This window comes from Pandoraea norimbergensis (genome assembly GCF_001465545.3).
Lineage (GTDB): Bacteria > Pseudomonadota > Gammaproteobacteria > Burkholderiales > Burkholderiaceae > Pandoraea > Pandoraea norimbergensis.
Genome location: NZ_CP013480.3, coordinates 2,816,258 through 2,829,718, shown reverse-complemented (window position 1 = coordinate 2,829,718; position 13,461 = coordinate 2,816,258). Strand labels below are relative to the sequence as shown.

General features: G+C 63.5%; 12 protein-coding genes. 3 read left to right on the top strand and 9 right to left on the bottom strand.

The genetic code is table 11. The features are described 5' to 3' along the window. Positions 1-91 precede the first annotated feature (91 nt). The 4 genes from AT302_RS27275 to AT302_RS12395 all read right to left on the bottom strand — a co-directional run bounded on the left by AT302_RS27275 (position 92) and on the right by AT302_RS12395 (position 3,925). The gene (locus AT302_RS27275; RefSeq protein WP_084656190.1) at positions 92-1,186 is read right to left on the bottom strand and encodes a YqcI/YcgG family protein; all 1,095 of its coding nucleotides are present in this window, start codon (positions 1,184-1,186) and stop codon (positions 92-94) included. A gap of 215 nt (positions 1,187-1,401) precedes the next feature. Then, on the bottom strand, positions 1,402-2,862 hold the full coding sequence (locus AT302_RS12405) for a cupin domain-containing protein (protein ID WP_058378710.1): 1,461 nt from the start codon (positions 2,860-2,862) through the stop codon (positions 1,402-1,404). Positions 2,863-2,875: 13 nt separating this feature from the next. After that, on the bottom strand, positions 2,876-3,637 hold the full coding sequence (locus AT302_RS12400; RefSeq protein WP_064675078.1) for a thioesterase II family protein: 762 nt from the start codon (positions 3,635-3,637) through the stop codon (positions 2,876-2,878). 39 nt (positions 3,638-3,676) lie between these two features. Continuing rightward, entirely contained in the window at positions 3,677-3,925 is a 249-nt protein-coding gene (locus AT302_RS12395; RefSeq protein WP_058378708.1) for an MbtH family protein, read from the bottom strand. A gap of 377 nt (positions 3,926-4,302) precedes the next feature. Here AT302_RS12395 and AT302_RS12390 point away from each other — a divergent pair, with 377 nt between their 5' ends. From AT302_RS12390 to AT302_RS12380, 3 genes are read left to right on the top strand one after another with little or no spacing between them, the layout of a single operon-like run. Further along, a complete protein-coding gene (locus tag AT302_RS12390; protein WP_058378707.1) occupies positions 4,303-5,496 on the top strand; it encodes an efflux RND transporter periplasmic adaptor subunit in 1,194 nt (397 codons plus the stop codon). Continuing rightward, positions 5,490-7,550, top strand: a complete 2,061-nt coding sequence (locus tag AT302_RS12385; RefSeq protein ID WP_237172142.1) for a MacB family efflux pump subunit — start codon at positions 5,490-5,492, stop codon at positions 7,548-7,550. The genes AT302_RS12390 and AT302_RS12385 overlap by 7 nt, the downstream gene beginning before the upstream one ends. A gap of 5 nt (positions 7,551-7,555) precedes the next feature. Next, complete coding sequence (locus AT302_RS12380; RefSeq protein ID WP_064675077.1) at positions 7,556-9,046, top strand: efflux transporter outer membrane subunit; 1,491 nt, start codon at positions 7,556-7,558, stop codon at positions 9,044-9,046. Here the strand turns inward: AT302_RS12380 and AT302_RS12375 are convergent. The 5 genes from AT302_RS12375 to AT302_RS12355 form a co-directional block, all read right to left on the bottom strand. Next, positions 8,989-9,354 (bottom strand): cupin domain-containing protein, encoded by a 366-nt coding sequence (locus AT302_RS12375; RefSeq protein ID WP_058378706.1) that lies wholly within the window; start codon positions 9,352-9,354, stop codon positions 8,989-8,991. The genes AT302_RS12380 and AT302_RS12375 overlap by 58 nt on opposite strands. Positions 9,355-9,392: 38 nt before the next feature. Beyond that, positions 9,393-10,664 (bottom strand): NAD(P)/FAD-dependent oxidoreductase, encoded by a 1,272-nt coding sequence (locus tag AT302_RS12370; RefSeq protein ID WP_058378705.1) that lies wholly within the window; start codon positions 10,662-10,664, stop codon positions 9,393-9,395. Positions 10,665-10,730: 66 nt separating this feature from the next. Then, a complete protein-coding gene (locus AT302_RS12365) occupies positions 10,731-11,426 on the bottom strand; it encodes a helix-turn-helix domain-containing protein (protein WP_058378704.1) in 696 nt (231 codons plus the stop codon). Between the two features lie 151 nt (positions 11,427-11,577). After that, complete coding sequence (locus tag AT302_RS12360; RefSeq protein ID WP_058378703.1) at positions 11,578-12,078, bottom strand: flavin reductase family protein; 501 nt, start codon at positions 12,076-12,078, stop codon at positions 11,578-11,580. Positions 12,079-12,086: 8 nt separating this feature from the next. After that, positions 12,087-13,415, bottom strand: a complete 1,329-nt coding sequence (locus AT302_RS12355) for an LLM class flavin-dependent oxidoreductase (RefSeq protein ID WP_058378702.1) — start codon at positions 13,413-13,415, stop codon at positions 12,087-12,089. Positions 13,416-13,461 lie beyond the last annotated feature (46 nt).

The window sequence follows — 13,461 nt, the reverse complement described above, 5'->3', positions numbered from 1 at the left end:
CGGTATGCCTGAAATTCGTTGCGTTTCGAGGATTGGACGATTCGCGCAGCCCACCGGCCGCGCTTTGTATTCCCACTAGGGGGAACGTCGGCTACTCGGGTTGTTCGTTGTCATTGCGCGACGGCGCGGGGGCCTGCGAGCCCGCGTGCTGGCCATGCGATGCGCTCTCACGCAAGCTCGCGTCACCCTGCTCAATCAGTCGGGCGTGGCCGGCATCGGCGTGCATCTGGCGCGCCACATGATTCGCGTGCGACAGATGCACGGCATGCGCGACGGACGGCGTTTCGATCGGATGCGGTTTCGGATGCACGGGGATCTTGCCGATCATCGGTGCGGGCGGCGCAGCGATGGCGGGGGGTGATGCGGCCGTCGCGTCTTCGGTGGCACGGCGCATCCGTTTGAGGAACGGGCACTGGTCCGCCGCTGCAACGTTCTCGTCTTCAAGGAAGTACTGCTTCCATTCAAGATTGCCCGGGTCGCCATAAAAACCGAGGTCCGGATGCGGACCGACGGCGTCCCACTTGCGCAATCGCTCGCGCACTTGTTCGCGCGCCTGACGGCCGATTACCTTGTTCGTGATGGTGTCCACGAAGACCGCACGCGGCTGGAACAGCAGCACCATGCCCGGCCCGAGGTTGCGGCTGTGCCGGTGCGAGAACGACGGACACGCACAGACCACAAACATTTGCAGCCCGCCGTAGCCGAACTCCCAGTCTTCGTGCGACGGCGGCACCTGCTGGTCGGCTTCCGGATCGGGATCGACGTCATGCAGATACTGCAACGTGCCCCAGAACAGGTCGTGATATTCGTTGTGCGTCAGCGGCGTGGCGTCGGGTTCATAAAAGATGGCGATGTTGTTGCGCCGGAACTCCGGTTGCGATGCGAGCCGCGCGAACGTGAGCATCGTCGCGGGCAGCGTCGCGTTGTCCTTGCCGTTCACGAACGTGTAGAACATCTCGCCGCGACGCTCGGCAATGGTGCCGAAGAAGCACGGGTACTCCGGGTGCATGACCTGCGAGCGAAGCGTTTCGTAGGACGTCTCCAGCCAATCAGGCAGGTCGATGCCGCCGACCTGTTCACCGAGAATGACGCGCGAGCGCCAATCGCTCGCGGTGGCGCGCCGGGGCGCAGGGGAAGACTCTGTCGAACGGGGGGAATCAAGAACATCGCGGGGGTCGAGCTGCATGAGCTTCTCCGTCGAAACTGCGCGTGCCGGCCCGGGCCGGCTGTCATTGCGTCACGCATCGACCACCGCGAGTCGAAACGAGTCGCGGCGGGACGCATGAACGTGCCTAGGAAATCAGTAATCGGCTATTCGATTCGATAGCCTTGAGACAATCAGGTCGCCGGCGCTACGTGGGGGCGCTGGCGTCGCCGCGAACGGGCATGGGGTGCACCGGCTCAGGCGAGCGCGGCAGAGGACTTCGGTGCCGGGGCGTTCGGCGCGTTGCCGGTATGCAGGGCTTCGAACCACGCGTCAGGAATGATCGGCTGGTGATAGGTGCACTCGTGCGAGACAACCGTCGAGCCATGCAGACGGCCATCGGGAATCAGCACGCTGTCGCCCTGCTTCATCTTCAGTTGCATGCCGAGATTGCCCCAGAAGATCATGTCGCCCGACTCGATCACCACAAGCCGGTGGTCGTTGTGCACGTGCGTGGTGGAACACATCTCGCGCGGCTCGACAAACGTCTCACGGTCGATGCCCGGGCACTCAGCTTCGATGCGCCCTTCCACTTGCTTCGCGAAAGCCACATAACGCTCAATCGCAGAAAGCCAGCGCAGTTGTTCGCCGAGATCCCAACGCCCGCGCGCGCCCATGAGTTCGGCTGCGCCAAGTCCTTGGCTCACGCGGCCCAGTCCTTGCTCGCCGTACTGCGCGCCGATTTGCGTCGTCGCAGCGGCCGCTCGGCGCAACAGGTCAGCGACGGCGTCTTCCAGCGGCGGTTGTTGAATCGGCAAACCGTGCAGCATATGCGGGCACGCAGCCGCGGCGGCCTGACAGAACGCCAGCATCTCGGCTTCGGCGACAAACGCCGCGCCGAGCAGCGCGAAAGCGCGGTCCGGGCGCGCGCCGAGCGCGTAGAGCAAATTGCACTTCGCGAGACTGGTCGGCAAGTAGAACTGCCAGTACGAATGCTCGCGGCGGGTCAGGTCGAGTGCGCCGGCCACACGGGTCAACAGCGCGTCTTGCGCTGCGTCCGTCATGACCGGACGAGCGTCGGGCGACACCGCGTCGAAATAGCCAGATGCCACCGCACGCCCAACCGCTGCGCGCCGCGACGGTGCGAGGCTCCAGCGTTGAATCATGATGAAGCGCAGACCTTCGGGCAGATAGTCGTTGCGTTGCAGCAGCGCGAAAATGTCGCTCCACCACGCGTGTTCGGTACGCACGATGGCATCGAGGGCATCCGTCAGTGATTCAGGCGTGGCGTCTGCCTTGCCTTCGTTGCCGAGAAACGCATACGCGTAGTTCTCAAGGTAGGGCCGGATGCGAGCGCCCAGCACTTGGTTGCGCTCGCTATAGAACGCGTCGGCGCTGGCAAAGCCGTCCGCATCGCCGGGGCGCGGCATGCGGGCGATGCCCACCTCGTTGATACACATGAGCAGGCGCTGGGACGCCAGCATGGGTAGACGGCTCACCGTCTCGGCGCGCACGGCCTTCTTGAATTGCAGGAACTCGAGATCTTCCGGGCGCAACGGCCGACGGTAGAAATCCTCGTCCAGTTCCAGTTCTTCGACGACGGCGCTACGAAACGCCATATGCGACGCGAATTCCCGAATCAGCGGCAACGTGTCGTCGCGGACTTCGAGATAGGGGGCGAAATCGAACAGCGGGGGGAGGCCTTGCACGATGTCCATCTCCGTATTGACGTCAGACGAGCGCCCGGACAGGCGTCTCGGTGATACCGGCCACCTCGCGCAATTGCGCAATGACGTGTGCGAGTAGCGTGTCGCGGTGGGTATTGATGAAGAAATGCCCGGCCGGCACTCGCGCCGAGGCAAATGGCCCCGTCGTCTCGCTGGCCCAGGCCGGGTCGTTGGCAGGCGCGACGCAGCGCGCATCGTCGTCGCCATTGATCGCCAGCAACGGGCACGCCAATGGCGCGCGCACAGGCGGATCGTAGGTGCCGCACAGGTGAAAGTCGGCGCGCAGCGCCGGCATGACCAGCGCCATGAACTCGGGGTGGTTCAGCAGACTGTCCGGCATACCGCCCAGTCGCCGGACTTCGGCAATGAAGGTGGCGTCGTCGCAGGTCAGCCAATGCGTTTCACGCTGGCGCAACGCCGGCGCAAGACTTGCCGACGCGCCAAACCAGCGCGGGCTGACGCCTAGCCGTGCACGCAACGCATGCGCCAGTTCCAACCCCACGAGGGCGCCCATGCTATGCCCGAAGATTGCGAACGGCAGCGGCGCCTGCCCCGGCACCATGAGGTGCGTCAGCGCCTGCGCAACCATGTCGTCGACGAATTCGGGCCAACGATGCACCGGGGCGTCACCGTGGCGCACGCCCCGCCCTGCCGGATGCAGCATGACGGGACGAACCGCGCCGGGTAGCGAGCGAGACCAATCGCGAAAGATCGCGGCACTGCCCCCGGCATACGGCAGGCAGAACAAGGTGAGAGGAGCAGGCATTCAGGCGGCGCCAGTCAGCGTGACAGGGTTCGGGCGCAATCAGTGCACCGAGGCAGAAGCACCGGCACTCGCCGGCTGGCCAGCCTGCTCGGCCATTGCCTTTTGCAGGCTCAGCGGGCGCATGTCGGTCCAATGCTCCTCGATGTAGGCCAGGCATTGCGCCTTGTTGCCCTTCATGCCGACCGCGTGCCAGCCCCCCGGAATGGCCTTGTAGCTCGGCCAGATCGAATACTGCGCCTCGTGGTTCATCACAACTTCGAATTCTGCGTTTTCGTCGTCCCAGCTCATTGCGTTGCTCCCAGAAGGTTCGAATTCCTTAGTACTTTGACATCCGGATATCACCCGGAAACGTACCGAATCAGCCAACGATTTATGGCTAGTTAATGAGAATCATTACTCATTAGAGATGGTGAATCTACAAAATAGACACCACGACTGTCAATCGAATTCTGATCATTTCGGCCTAAATATCCTTCATCTTCGTCATATTTTTATGACAAGACGCCGTGGATATCGAAACTGCAAGCACGATAGGATTTCTCTGTAAATGAGAATCGTTCTATACTTGGCGCCGCTCGTGCGGTGTCCGCTGCCGTCCACCGCTTCGCCATCCAAATGATTTGCCGGCGCCTCGATGGCGTTGGCTGTGCACGCTATCGAAGCCGATGCCATTCAAACCGAAGCGAATTCGCAGCACCCTGATCCTTCTCGTTGTTGTGCTGCTGGCATTCGTGCTGTGGTTCACGATATTTCGCAGCGTGGAACAGGTCGAAACCACCACGGTCAACCGGGGCAACCTGGAGCTGACCGTCACGGCGCTTGGCAATCTGCGCCCGCGCAGCTACGTCGACGTCGGGGCGCAGGCGTCCGGCGCCATTCGCCGCCTCCATGTGCAGCCCGGGGCGCGCGTGAACAAGGGCGATCTACTCGTCGAGATCGATCCTGCGGTCCAGCAGGCCAAGGTCGACGCCGATCGCGCCAGTCTTGCGAGCCTGCATGCGCAGCTTGCGCAGGCGCAGGCCGAACGTGTGCTGGCTAGCCAGCGTTCGGGGCGTCAACAGCAGATGATGGCCGACGGATCCACACGCCTCGAAGACGTTCAGACCGCACAAGCCAACCTGAATGTCGCCCTCGCCAAGATCGACAACCTGCATGCGCAGATCAACGGCGCAACGTCCACGCTCAAGGGGGACGAGGCCCAACTCGGCTACACGCGCATTTACGCGCCCATGACCGGCACCGTGGTCACACTCGACGCCCGCGAGGGCCAGACGCTGAACGCCACCTACCAGACGCCGCTGATCATGCGCATCGCCGACCTGTCGCACATGACCGTGTGGACGCAAGTCTCCGAAGCCGACATCAGTCACGTGAAAGCGGGTATGCCGGTCTATTTCACGACACTGGGCGGCCAGACCGACGGCGGGCCGCGACGCTGGCACGGCGCGGTGCGGCAGGTGCTGCCCGCGCCGCCCACGCCACTCGACAAGAACGGTGGCGATGCGTCGCAGCAGAGTCCGACGGGCAGCACCGGCAAGGTGGTGCTCTATACCGTGCTGGTCGACGTCGACAACCCCGACGGCGCACTCATGCCGGAGATGACGGCACAGGTGTTCTTCGTCATCGCCTCGGCGAAGAATGTGCTGCTGTCGCCCATGACCCCGCTCGTCCCCGTGAATGCGCAGGCCGGCCTCTTCACGGCCAAGGTGCTCGTCGATGGCAAACGCGTCGAGCGCAAGGTACGCATCGGCTTGCGGGATCGGCTCGATGGTGAAGTGCTTGAGGGGCTCCAGCAGGGCGACGCGCTGATCACCTCGATCAGCAACGTCCGCGCGGGCGCCGGGAGATTCCAGTGGTAACCGAAACCAACGCCCCGGCGGCAACCGCCGAATCACCGCTCACGTCACGTATCCCGCTGATCGAACTGGTCGACATTTGCCGCAGTTACGGCGGCGCCGGCGGCACACCGGCAACACAAGTGCTACGTGGCGTATCGATGCAAATCGATGCAGGTGAGTTCGTCGCAATTGTCGGCGCTTCTGGCTCGGGCAAGTCGACACTGATGAACCTGCTCGGCTGCCTCGACCGGCCGACTTCCGGGCAATACCGCTTTGCCGGTCAGGACATCGCGTCGTTCCGTGCGGACGAGCTGGCGTGGTTGCGCCGCGAGGCGTTCGGGTTCGTATTCCAGAACTACCACCTGATTCGCACGCTCGACGCCTTGCACAACGTCGAAGTCCCCGCCGTCTACGCCGGTATGTCCCGCACGGATCGTCACCGCCGGGCGGCGGAATTGTTGACGCGTCTGGGTCTCGACGGGCGGATTCATCACCGGCCACACCAGCTCTCAGGCGGTCAGCAGCAACGGGTTTCGATTGCCCGCGCGCTGATGAATGGCGGTCGCATCATTCTCGCGGACGAGCCGACTGGGGCGCTCGATACGCGCAGCGGCGCCGAGGTCATGGCATTGCTGCGCGAGCTGGCCGACGCGGGTCACACTGTGATTCTCATCACGCACGATCGGGGCGTCGCCAGTCAGGCGCGACGCGTCATCGAAATTCGTGACGGGCTGATCGTTTCCGACACCGGTGAAGCGAATCGAGACGCCGAGTCCCTCCCCTCGCCTGCCGAGTCGTCTTCTTCCGCGCCAAGCGACGGCGCTGGATGGACCCTCAACGCGCAGAACTTCGCCACCACCATGGCCCACGGGCTTTCACGCTCCGCGTCGCCATGGGCGGATATCCATGAAGCCGTGCAAGCCGCGTGGCAGGTGCTGCTCGTCAATCGCTTCCGCACGCTGCTCACGCTACTGGGCATCATCATCGGCGTGGCGTCTGTGATCGTGATGCTCGCCATCGGCACCGGCACGCAACGCACCGTCATGGCCAAGATTGCGAGTTTCGGCACCAACCGGATGTATGTGACCCCGGGCGGCGACACCGAGCGAGGCCCCGGCGGCACATTGTCCGAAGCAGATGCCGCGCTGCTCGCGCAGGTGCCTAATGTCGATGTCGCCATGCCCTTCTTTGCTGGAAAAACGACGGTTCGTGCGGCCAATGTCGACGTCGGCACACGCTTGTGGGCGGTGACCGAAGACGCCCCCCACGTGCTGAACTGGGATGTGTCGCGCGGCACGTTCTTCACCCGTCAGGACGTACGCACACTGGCGACCGTCGCCGTACTGGGTAAGCGCATCAGCATGAAGTTGTTTGGTCCGGCCGATCCGCTAGGCCAATATGTACTGGTGAACAACGTGCCTTTTCAGGTCATCGGCGTGCTAACGGAAAAAGGCGCGACATCGGGTCAGTCGAATGATGACGACGTCGTGCTCGTGCCCTCCAGCACCGGCAGCCGACGTGTTTTCGGCACCGCAAACCTCTCGTGGATCTCTGTGCTCGTGCACGATCTCGACAAGGTCGACAACACGGCGGCGGAGATCACTCGGGTGCTGACAGACGCCCATCATGTGAAGGACTTTCAGGTCTATAACCAAGCCGCCTCGCTCAAGGCGCAGAGCGAGGCACAGCAGACGCTGACGCTCACGCTCGGCCTGATTGCCGCAATTTCACTCGTCGTCGGCGGTATCGGCGTGATGAACATCATGCTCATGACGGTGCGCGAACGCACACGTGAGATCGGCATTCGCATGGCCACGGGCGCCCGGCAGGCCGACATCCTGCGTCAATTCCTGACAGAGTCAGTCATGGTATCGACGGTTGGCGGCGTGCTGGGTACGGTCGTCGGACTTGCCTTCGGCGTGGCGCTCATTCTCTGGGGCGTCGATTTGGTTTTCTCCGTGCGGGCCATGCTCGCCGCTTTCGGGTGCGCGCTCGTTACCGGATTGGTGTTCGGCTACATGCCCGCACGTCAGGCCGCACGCCTCGATCCTATCGTCGCGCTTGCCAGCGATTGACCGCCATGCGCCGCCAGCTCATTTCATTCATCACTCGCCATACCACAGCGCACCCCCTATCGCTCGCGTGCGCGGCACTGCTTGTCAGCGGCTGCGCGTTGCACGAGCCACCCGCACCACGTGAAGTCGCAACGCCTGTCGTCTGGCAGTCCGGCGCGACGTCGGCGGTGCCGTTGCAGATCGCCCCTGTCGATCAAATGTGGTGGCATGCCTTTGGCAGCGCATCGCTCGATCAGGTCGTGGCGCTCGCCGAGCGCGACAGCTTCGATGTGGCCGCCGCCTATGCCCGTGTGCGGCAGGCGCTGGCGCTGGCACGGATTGCGGGCGCACCGCTGCTGCCCGCGCTCGACGGTACAGGCTCCGCGTCAAGACAAGGACGCATGGGGGGGCAGGCCGACGTGACCGGCACCACGCTAGCACTGGGATTGACCGCGACTTACGAACTGGATTTCTGGGGCGCCAATCGCGCCGCCCGTGACAGCGCACTTGCGCAACTGCGGGCCAGTGCATTCGACCGCGACACCGTTCGACTGACCGTGACGGCAGGCGCCGCCAATCTTTGGCTATCGCTGGCGGCGGCACGCGAGCGTGTGTCCATCGCCATGCAACAACGCGACATCGCAGCACAGGTGTTGCGCCTCATTCGTTCGCAGACGCAGGCCGGACAGGCCACAACCCTCGATCTCGCCCAACAGGAAGGGCTTTACGAGGCGCAGTTGCGTAATGTCGCGGCCCGAAACCAAGACGCGACGGATAGCGAGAACGCGCTGGCCGTCCTGATAGGTCACCACCTCGGCGATATTGCCCTGAGCACGCCGATGCTGGACGCACTGACGGCGCCGCCCACGGTGGCATTGCTGCCCCGTGATCTGATTGCGCGACGTCCTGACATTGCGCGTGCTGAAGCCTTACTAGCCGCCAGCGACGCCGACGTGCTCGAAGCGCGCGGGCGCATGCTGCCGTCCGTCTCGCTCACGGGCGGCATTGGGTTGTCGGGTGGTCGCTTGAATACGGTGCTGGAGAATCCGGTGTACAGCGTCGCGGCTGCCTTGAGCGCACCGATCTTTCATGGCGGCGCGCTGGCGGGCGCGCGTGATCTGCGGGTTGCGCAGCGTGAGGCGCTGCTGGCGGACTACCGGCGCACGATCGTTGCGGCGTTCGGTGACGTCGAGGCGTCGCTCAACGCCATCGACGGTATCGACCGTCAGCAAGCGGCACAGCAACGCGAGCTTGCACAGGCGCGTACGGCGTTCACACTCGCGCAATCGCGCTACCGTGCCGGTGCCGACACCATGCTCACATTGCTTGATACGCAACGCACTTTGTTTGCCTCGTTGGATCTGCAAGTGCAGTTGCGACTCGCGAGACTTCAGGCATCGGTCGCGTTATACAAGGCGCTCGGCGGCGGCTGGCAGCCGCCACCGGCAGGTGAAACTCGTCAGTTCGTCAGCGAGACAAACCAGACCTTTTTGACGAACGCGTCGACTTCCCAGTGACCCTTGTAGCCTTCAGGCATCACGAACGGATCACCGGCTTTCAGCGCATGCACGGTGCCATCCGGGTCGACGATGCGGCACTTGCCTTCGAGGATGTACCCGAATTCGATGTACCCGGTGGTATCCGAGCGAAACTTGCCCGCCGTACTTTCCCAGATACCGGACGACGCACGGCCGCCGTTACCCTCGAAGCCCGTCATGCTGCGAAACACGGTATCGCCTTCCATCGGACGGCGCGGCTTGCCGATCTCTGGGTTCTGCAAAGGACCCGCGCTGAAACGCACCAGATGCGAATGACTTTCGGCCACAACTCACCTCTTTCTATCAATTGGGAATGACGTAGGAATCAATGCCTGTCGTACTTCGACAGGCGGAAGGGATGCGGATCGACCAACGGCGTCTTGCCCTGCACGAGATCGGCCATCAGTGCACCGGCGGCAGGCCCGATACCGAAGCCGTGGCCCGAAAAGCCGGATGCCAGATAAAAGCCGGGCACGCTGTCGACGCCCGAGATCACCGGGATGGCGTCGGGCGTCACGTCGATGAAACCGGCCCAAGCGTGCGCGACCTGCGCGGGCTGGAATTCCGGGAAGGCCTGTTTAAGCTTGTCGAGCGCGACGCCAATCGACTTCATACCGGGGGCCGGATCAAGCGTGCGATGCGCTTCGAACGGCGTCGCGGCATCCGACCCAAAGCGGGTCGGCATCATCAATTCGTCGAGAAAGCGTTTGCCGACGCGCAGCTTCAGATACTTCTTTTCCGAGAGCCATGCCGGGAAAAACTGGCGGCACAGACGAATGCTGTCCGGCGTGAGGTCAGCGACCGACGCGCCCAATTGCGACACCGAATAGCCACCGTCCGCGCGCTTGCGGCACGTGAAATCCTTGCCGTTGATCGCGAGATCGAGCCCGGCGTCCACCGGCGTCGTGCGAAGCACCGATGCGTGCACCTTCAACTGCGGGAAGCTCACCCCCGTATTGCCACAGAACAGACGCGACCACGCGCCACCGGCCAGCACCACGGCATCTGCCGCGACGCGCCCCTGCTCGGTGACGATGCCGCTCGTGCGTCCGCCTTCTCGATCGAGACCGCGCACGGCGGTCTGTTCGAACACCTGCGCACCGGCCGCGATCGCCAGCTTGGCAATCGCTTGCGTCGCGCGTTCGGGCTCAGCCACACCATCCGACGCGCAGTGCAGCGCGCCAATCCAGTGACGCGCCGAGCGCGACTTGAACAAGTCGGGCAACTGGTCGCGGTTCAGTAATTCGGCGGGCACGCCCAGCGGCAACGCCTTGTCGAGCCACTTGCGATAGCCATCCAGATCGTCCTGCGATTCCGCTAAATAGGCCACGCCGGTCTGGCGGTAGCCCACGTCATGCTGCGCCTGAATCTCCTTCCACAGACCAATCGCCTGCATCGCCAGCGGCAGTTCCTTATGGTCGCGGCCGACGGTACGAATCCAGCCCCAGTTGCGCGACGACTGCTCGCCCGCGATGACGCCCTTCTCGAACACCGCCACGCGCAAGCCTGCTTTGGCCAACGCCCACGCGGTACTCATTCCGATGATGCCTGCCCCGATGATCGCGACATCGACCTGTTTGGGGAGAACGCTAGCCATAAATTACCTGCCGACAATAGGAGAAAGAATCCGGGAGTTCGCGCAGCTTCTGCACTGCTACTGCGCTCAGACGTAGAAGTGGTTGCTGTTCACGACCATGAACACCGTGGGTTCGTCCCACGCGTTCTCCCAGCGATACGGGCGGTTACCAGTGAAGCCGTAGGTGTCGCCGGGGCCGAGGACCAGCGTGGTGTCGTCGATGAAGACGCGCAACTTGCCGGAGAGCACGTAGCCCACCTTGTCGCCGCTTTGCACCAACAGGTTCGAATCGGACGCTGCGCCGGGTTCGAGCTCCATCATGAAAGCTTCGAGCGACGCGCAATTGAGCGGCGTGATGCGTGACTTTGTGACGCCCGATCCGGCAAGTCGCAGCGGTTTGCGCTGGCTCGCCCAGACGACGAACTCGCTTGGCTCGGTGGTGGTGCTCGGCGCGTCCTCTGCCACAGCGGGCATCGACGTGAACAGCGCCGCCCCATCCACGCCCAGCGCATGACAGAGCTGACGCAGCGAGCGCATCGACGGGGAACTCACGCCACGTTCGATCTGGCTCAGCATGCCGATCGACATGTTGGCGCGTGCCGCAAGGTCCTTGAGCGTGAACTTGCGCTCGGTGCGCATCGCACGCAAACGCATACCCAACTCCATATCGCTGGCCTGCACCTCGGGGTCCAGTTCGTCGGCAACACGGCCGGACGCCTCGGGGTCAGACTCGGAGAACGCGGACAGCGGTGCGGCGGTGACGGCTTTCGGCTTCGATGACATGGCAAAAAGGGATCGGGAACACCAGAGAGACGCAAACGAGGACGTGTGAAACGTACGTCCGACGAATTTCAATCACACTTCAAAAAGATTAGAGTGATTTCGATATGGCGTCAATCCGGATCCCCCCACCCCTCTGTCGTTATTTGTCACCTCACACTGTCAGCGGTTTGCTTTGCGCATAAGTTCTGTCGTGCCAGAGCAGGCAACTGGCGTCCGGCGTCGTGCCGACACGGGTGGCCGCGACCGCGCCGACGATGATCGTGTGGGAGTAGCCGTCGTGTGTATTGAGCAGCGTGCAGTCGAGCGCCACCGCAGCGTTGGCGAGAATCGGCGCCCCCGTCTCGAGTTGCGTCCATAGGTCGGCCTCGAAGCGCGCTGCCCCACGTTCTTGCTGAAAGCGCGCGACGAGCTCGCGATGGCCAGTCGATAGCAGATTCACCGCAAAACGCCCGGCCTCGAGAATGACGTCGTGCACCGACGCACGTTTGTGGACGCAGACGAGAATCGACGGCGGCTCGGCCGAAAGGCTGCATACGGCGGTGGCGATGATGCCGATGGGGCCATCGGCGCTACGCGTCGTCACGGCCGTGATGCCGCCGGGGAACGACGCCATTGCCTGCTGAAAATCTGGGATCTGGACGGTGGAAGTCATGATGTCGTTCAGCCTTGCCGGTGCGTCAGCGGCTTCAGCCCGAGGTTGCCGCGTAGCGTTGTGCCTTCGTACTCGCTGCGGAACAGTCCCCGGCGACGCAACTCAGGCACGACCAGCTCGGCCATGTCGTCGATACCGTGCGGCAGTGTGGCCGGGCAGATATTGAAACCGTCGGCGGCCTCGTTGCTGAACCATTCCTCCATCTGATCGACGACATCCGCCGGGGTGCCGATCACCATTCGCACGGTGTAAGTCGCGGCCACGCGTTGATACAACTGACGGATCGTCAGGTGCTCGTCGCGCGCCATCGCGAGCAGGTTGTCGGCAATGCTGCGGATGTTGCGGCTGGGTTCGACCTGCGGCACCGGTCCATCCACGGGATAGCCCGACAAATCGCCCAGCGCGTCATACAGGCTGGCCAGCCCGCTGATCGGGTCGATGAGTGCCTGCAACTGGTCGAACTTGTCCTGTGCTTCCTGCCGGGTTCGACCGACGAATGGCGTCAGTCCCGGCATGATCAGCAGATCGTCCGGCGCGCGGCCATGGGCGGCAAGTCGCCCCTTCAGATCCCGGTAGTACGCCTGTGCGTGCGCGAGGTTGTGCGAATTGCTGTAGACCACATCGGCTTCGCGCGCTGCCAGCGCCCGCCCGGCTTCCGAGGCGCCCGCCTGTACGATGAGCGGCCGCCCCTGCGGCGTTCGCGCGGAATTCAGCGGGCCACGGACCTGAAAGTGTTTCCCCGCGTGGTTCGGCACATGCAGCTTGTCTTCGTCGTAGAACACGCCGCTCGCCTTGTCTCGGACAAACGCATCGTCTTCCCAGCTTTGCCACAGCGATTTGACGACTTCGACGAACTCGTCGGCACGCTCGTAGCGCTCCTCGTAGCCCAAATGCTCGTCACGGCCGAAGTTGCGTGCCTCCTCGTTCGACCACGACGTCACCACGTTCCAGCCGGCACGCCCGCCGCTGATGTGGTCGATCGACGCGTATTTGCGGGCCACGTGAAACGGCTCGTTGTAAGTTGTCGAGGCGGTCGCAACCAGACCGATATTGGACGTGTGCGCGGCAATCGCAGCCAAGAGCGTGAGCGGCTCCAGCTCGGCGTTGCGCATGTCCCGGGCCAGTGCGCCGCGCGGATTGTCCTGCGCCCGGATGCCCAGCCCGTCGGCGAAGAAGATCATGTCGAACTTGGCGGCTTCGGCTTTCTGCGCATTCGCCAGAAAGTAACGGTAGTCGAGCGCGCCCGCGGCCGGTACGTCTGGGTGGCGCCACGCGGCTACGTGGTAGCCGAGGTAGCGCATCGACAAGCCGAGTTTTATTTTGCGATCAGTCGTCATGGGGGCGGTCTCTTTTCAAAAGCTGACGGATGGGGGTGATGGATTG

Bases quoted from the DNA above. Each gene is read 5' to 3' on its own strand.
- AT302_RS12355 (WP_058378702.1), bottom strand. From the start codon at position 13,415: ATGACGACTGATCGCAAAATAAAACTCGGCTTGTCGATGCGCTACCTC.
- AT302_RS12360 (WP_058378703.1), bottom strand. From the start codon at position 12,078: ATGACTTCCACCGTCCAGATCCCAGATTTTCAGCAGGCAATGGCGTCG.
- AT302_RS27275 (WP_084656190.1), bottom strand. From the start codon at position 1,186: ATGCAGCTCGACCCCCGCGATGTTCTTGATTCCCCCCGTTCGACAGAG.
- AT302_RS12395 (WP_058378708.1), bottom strand. From the start codon at position 3,925: ATGAGCTGGGACGACGAAAACGCAGAATTCGAAGTTGTGATGAACCAC.
- AT302_RS12365 (WP_058378704.1), bottom strand. From the start codon at position 11,426: ATGTCATCGAAGCCGAAAGCCGTCACCGCCGCACCGCTGTCCGCGTTC.
- AT302_RS12390 (WP_058378707.1), top strand. From the start codon at position 4,303: ATGCCATTCAAACCGAAGCGAATTCGCAGCACCCTGATCCTTCTCGTT.
- AT302_RS12380 (WP_064675077.1), top strand. From the start codon at position 7,556: ATGCGCCGCCAGCTCATTTCATTCATCACTCGCCATACCACAGCGCAC.
- AT302_RS12370 (WP_058378705.1), bottom strand. From the start codon at position 10,664: ATGGCTAGCGTTCTCCCCAAACAGGTCGATGTCGCGATCATCGGGGCA.
- AT302_RS12405 (WP_058378710.1), bottom strand. From the start codon at position 2,862: ATGGACATCGTGCAAGGCCTCCCCCCGCTGTTCGATTTCGCCCCCTAT.
- AT302_RS12400 (WP_064675078.1), bottom strand. From the start codon at position 3,637: ATGCCTGCTCCTCTCACCTTGTTCTGCCTGCCGTATGCCGGGGGCAGT.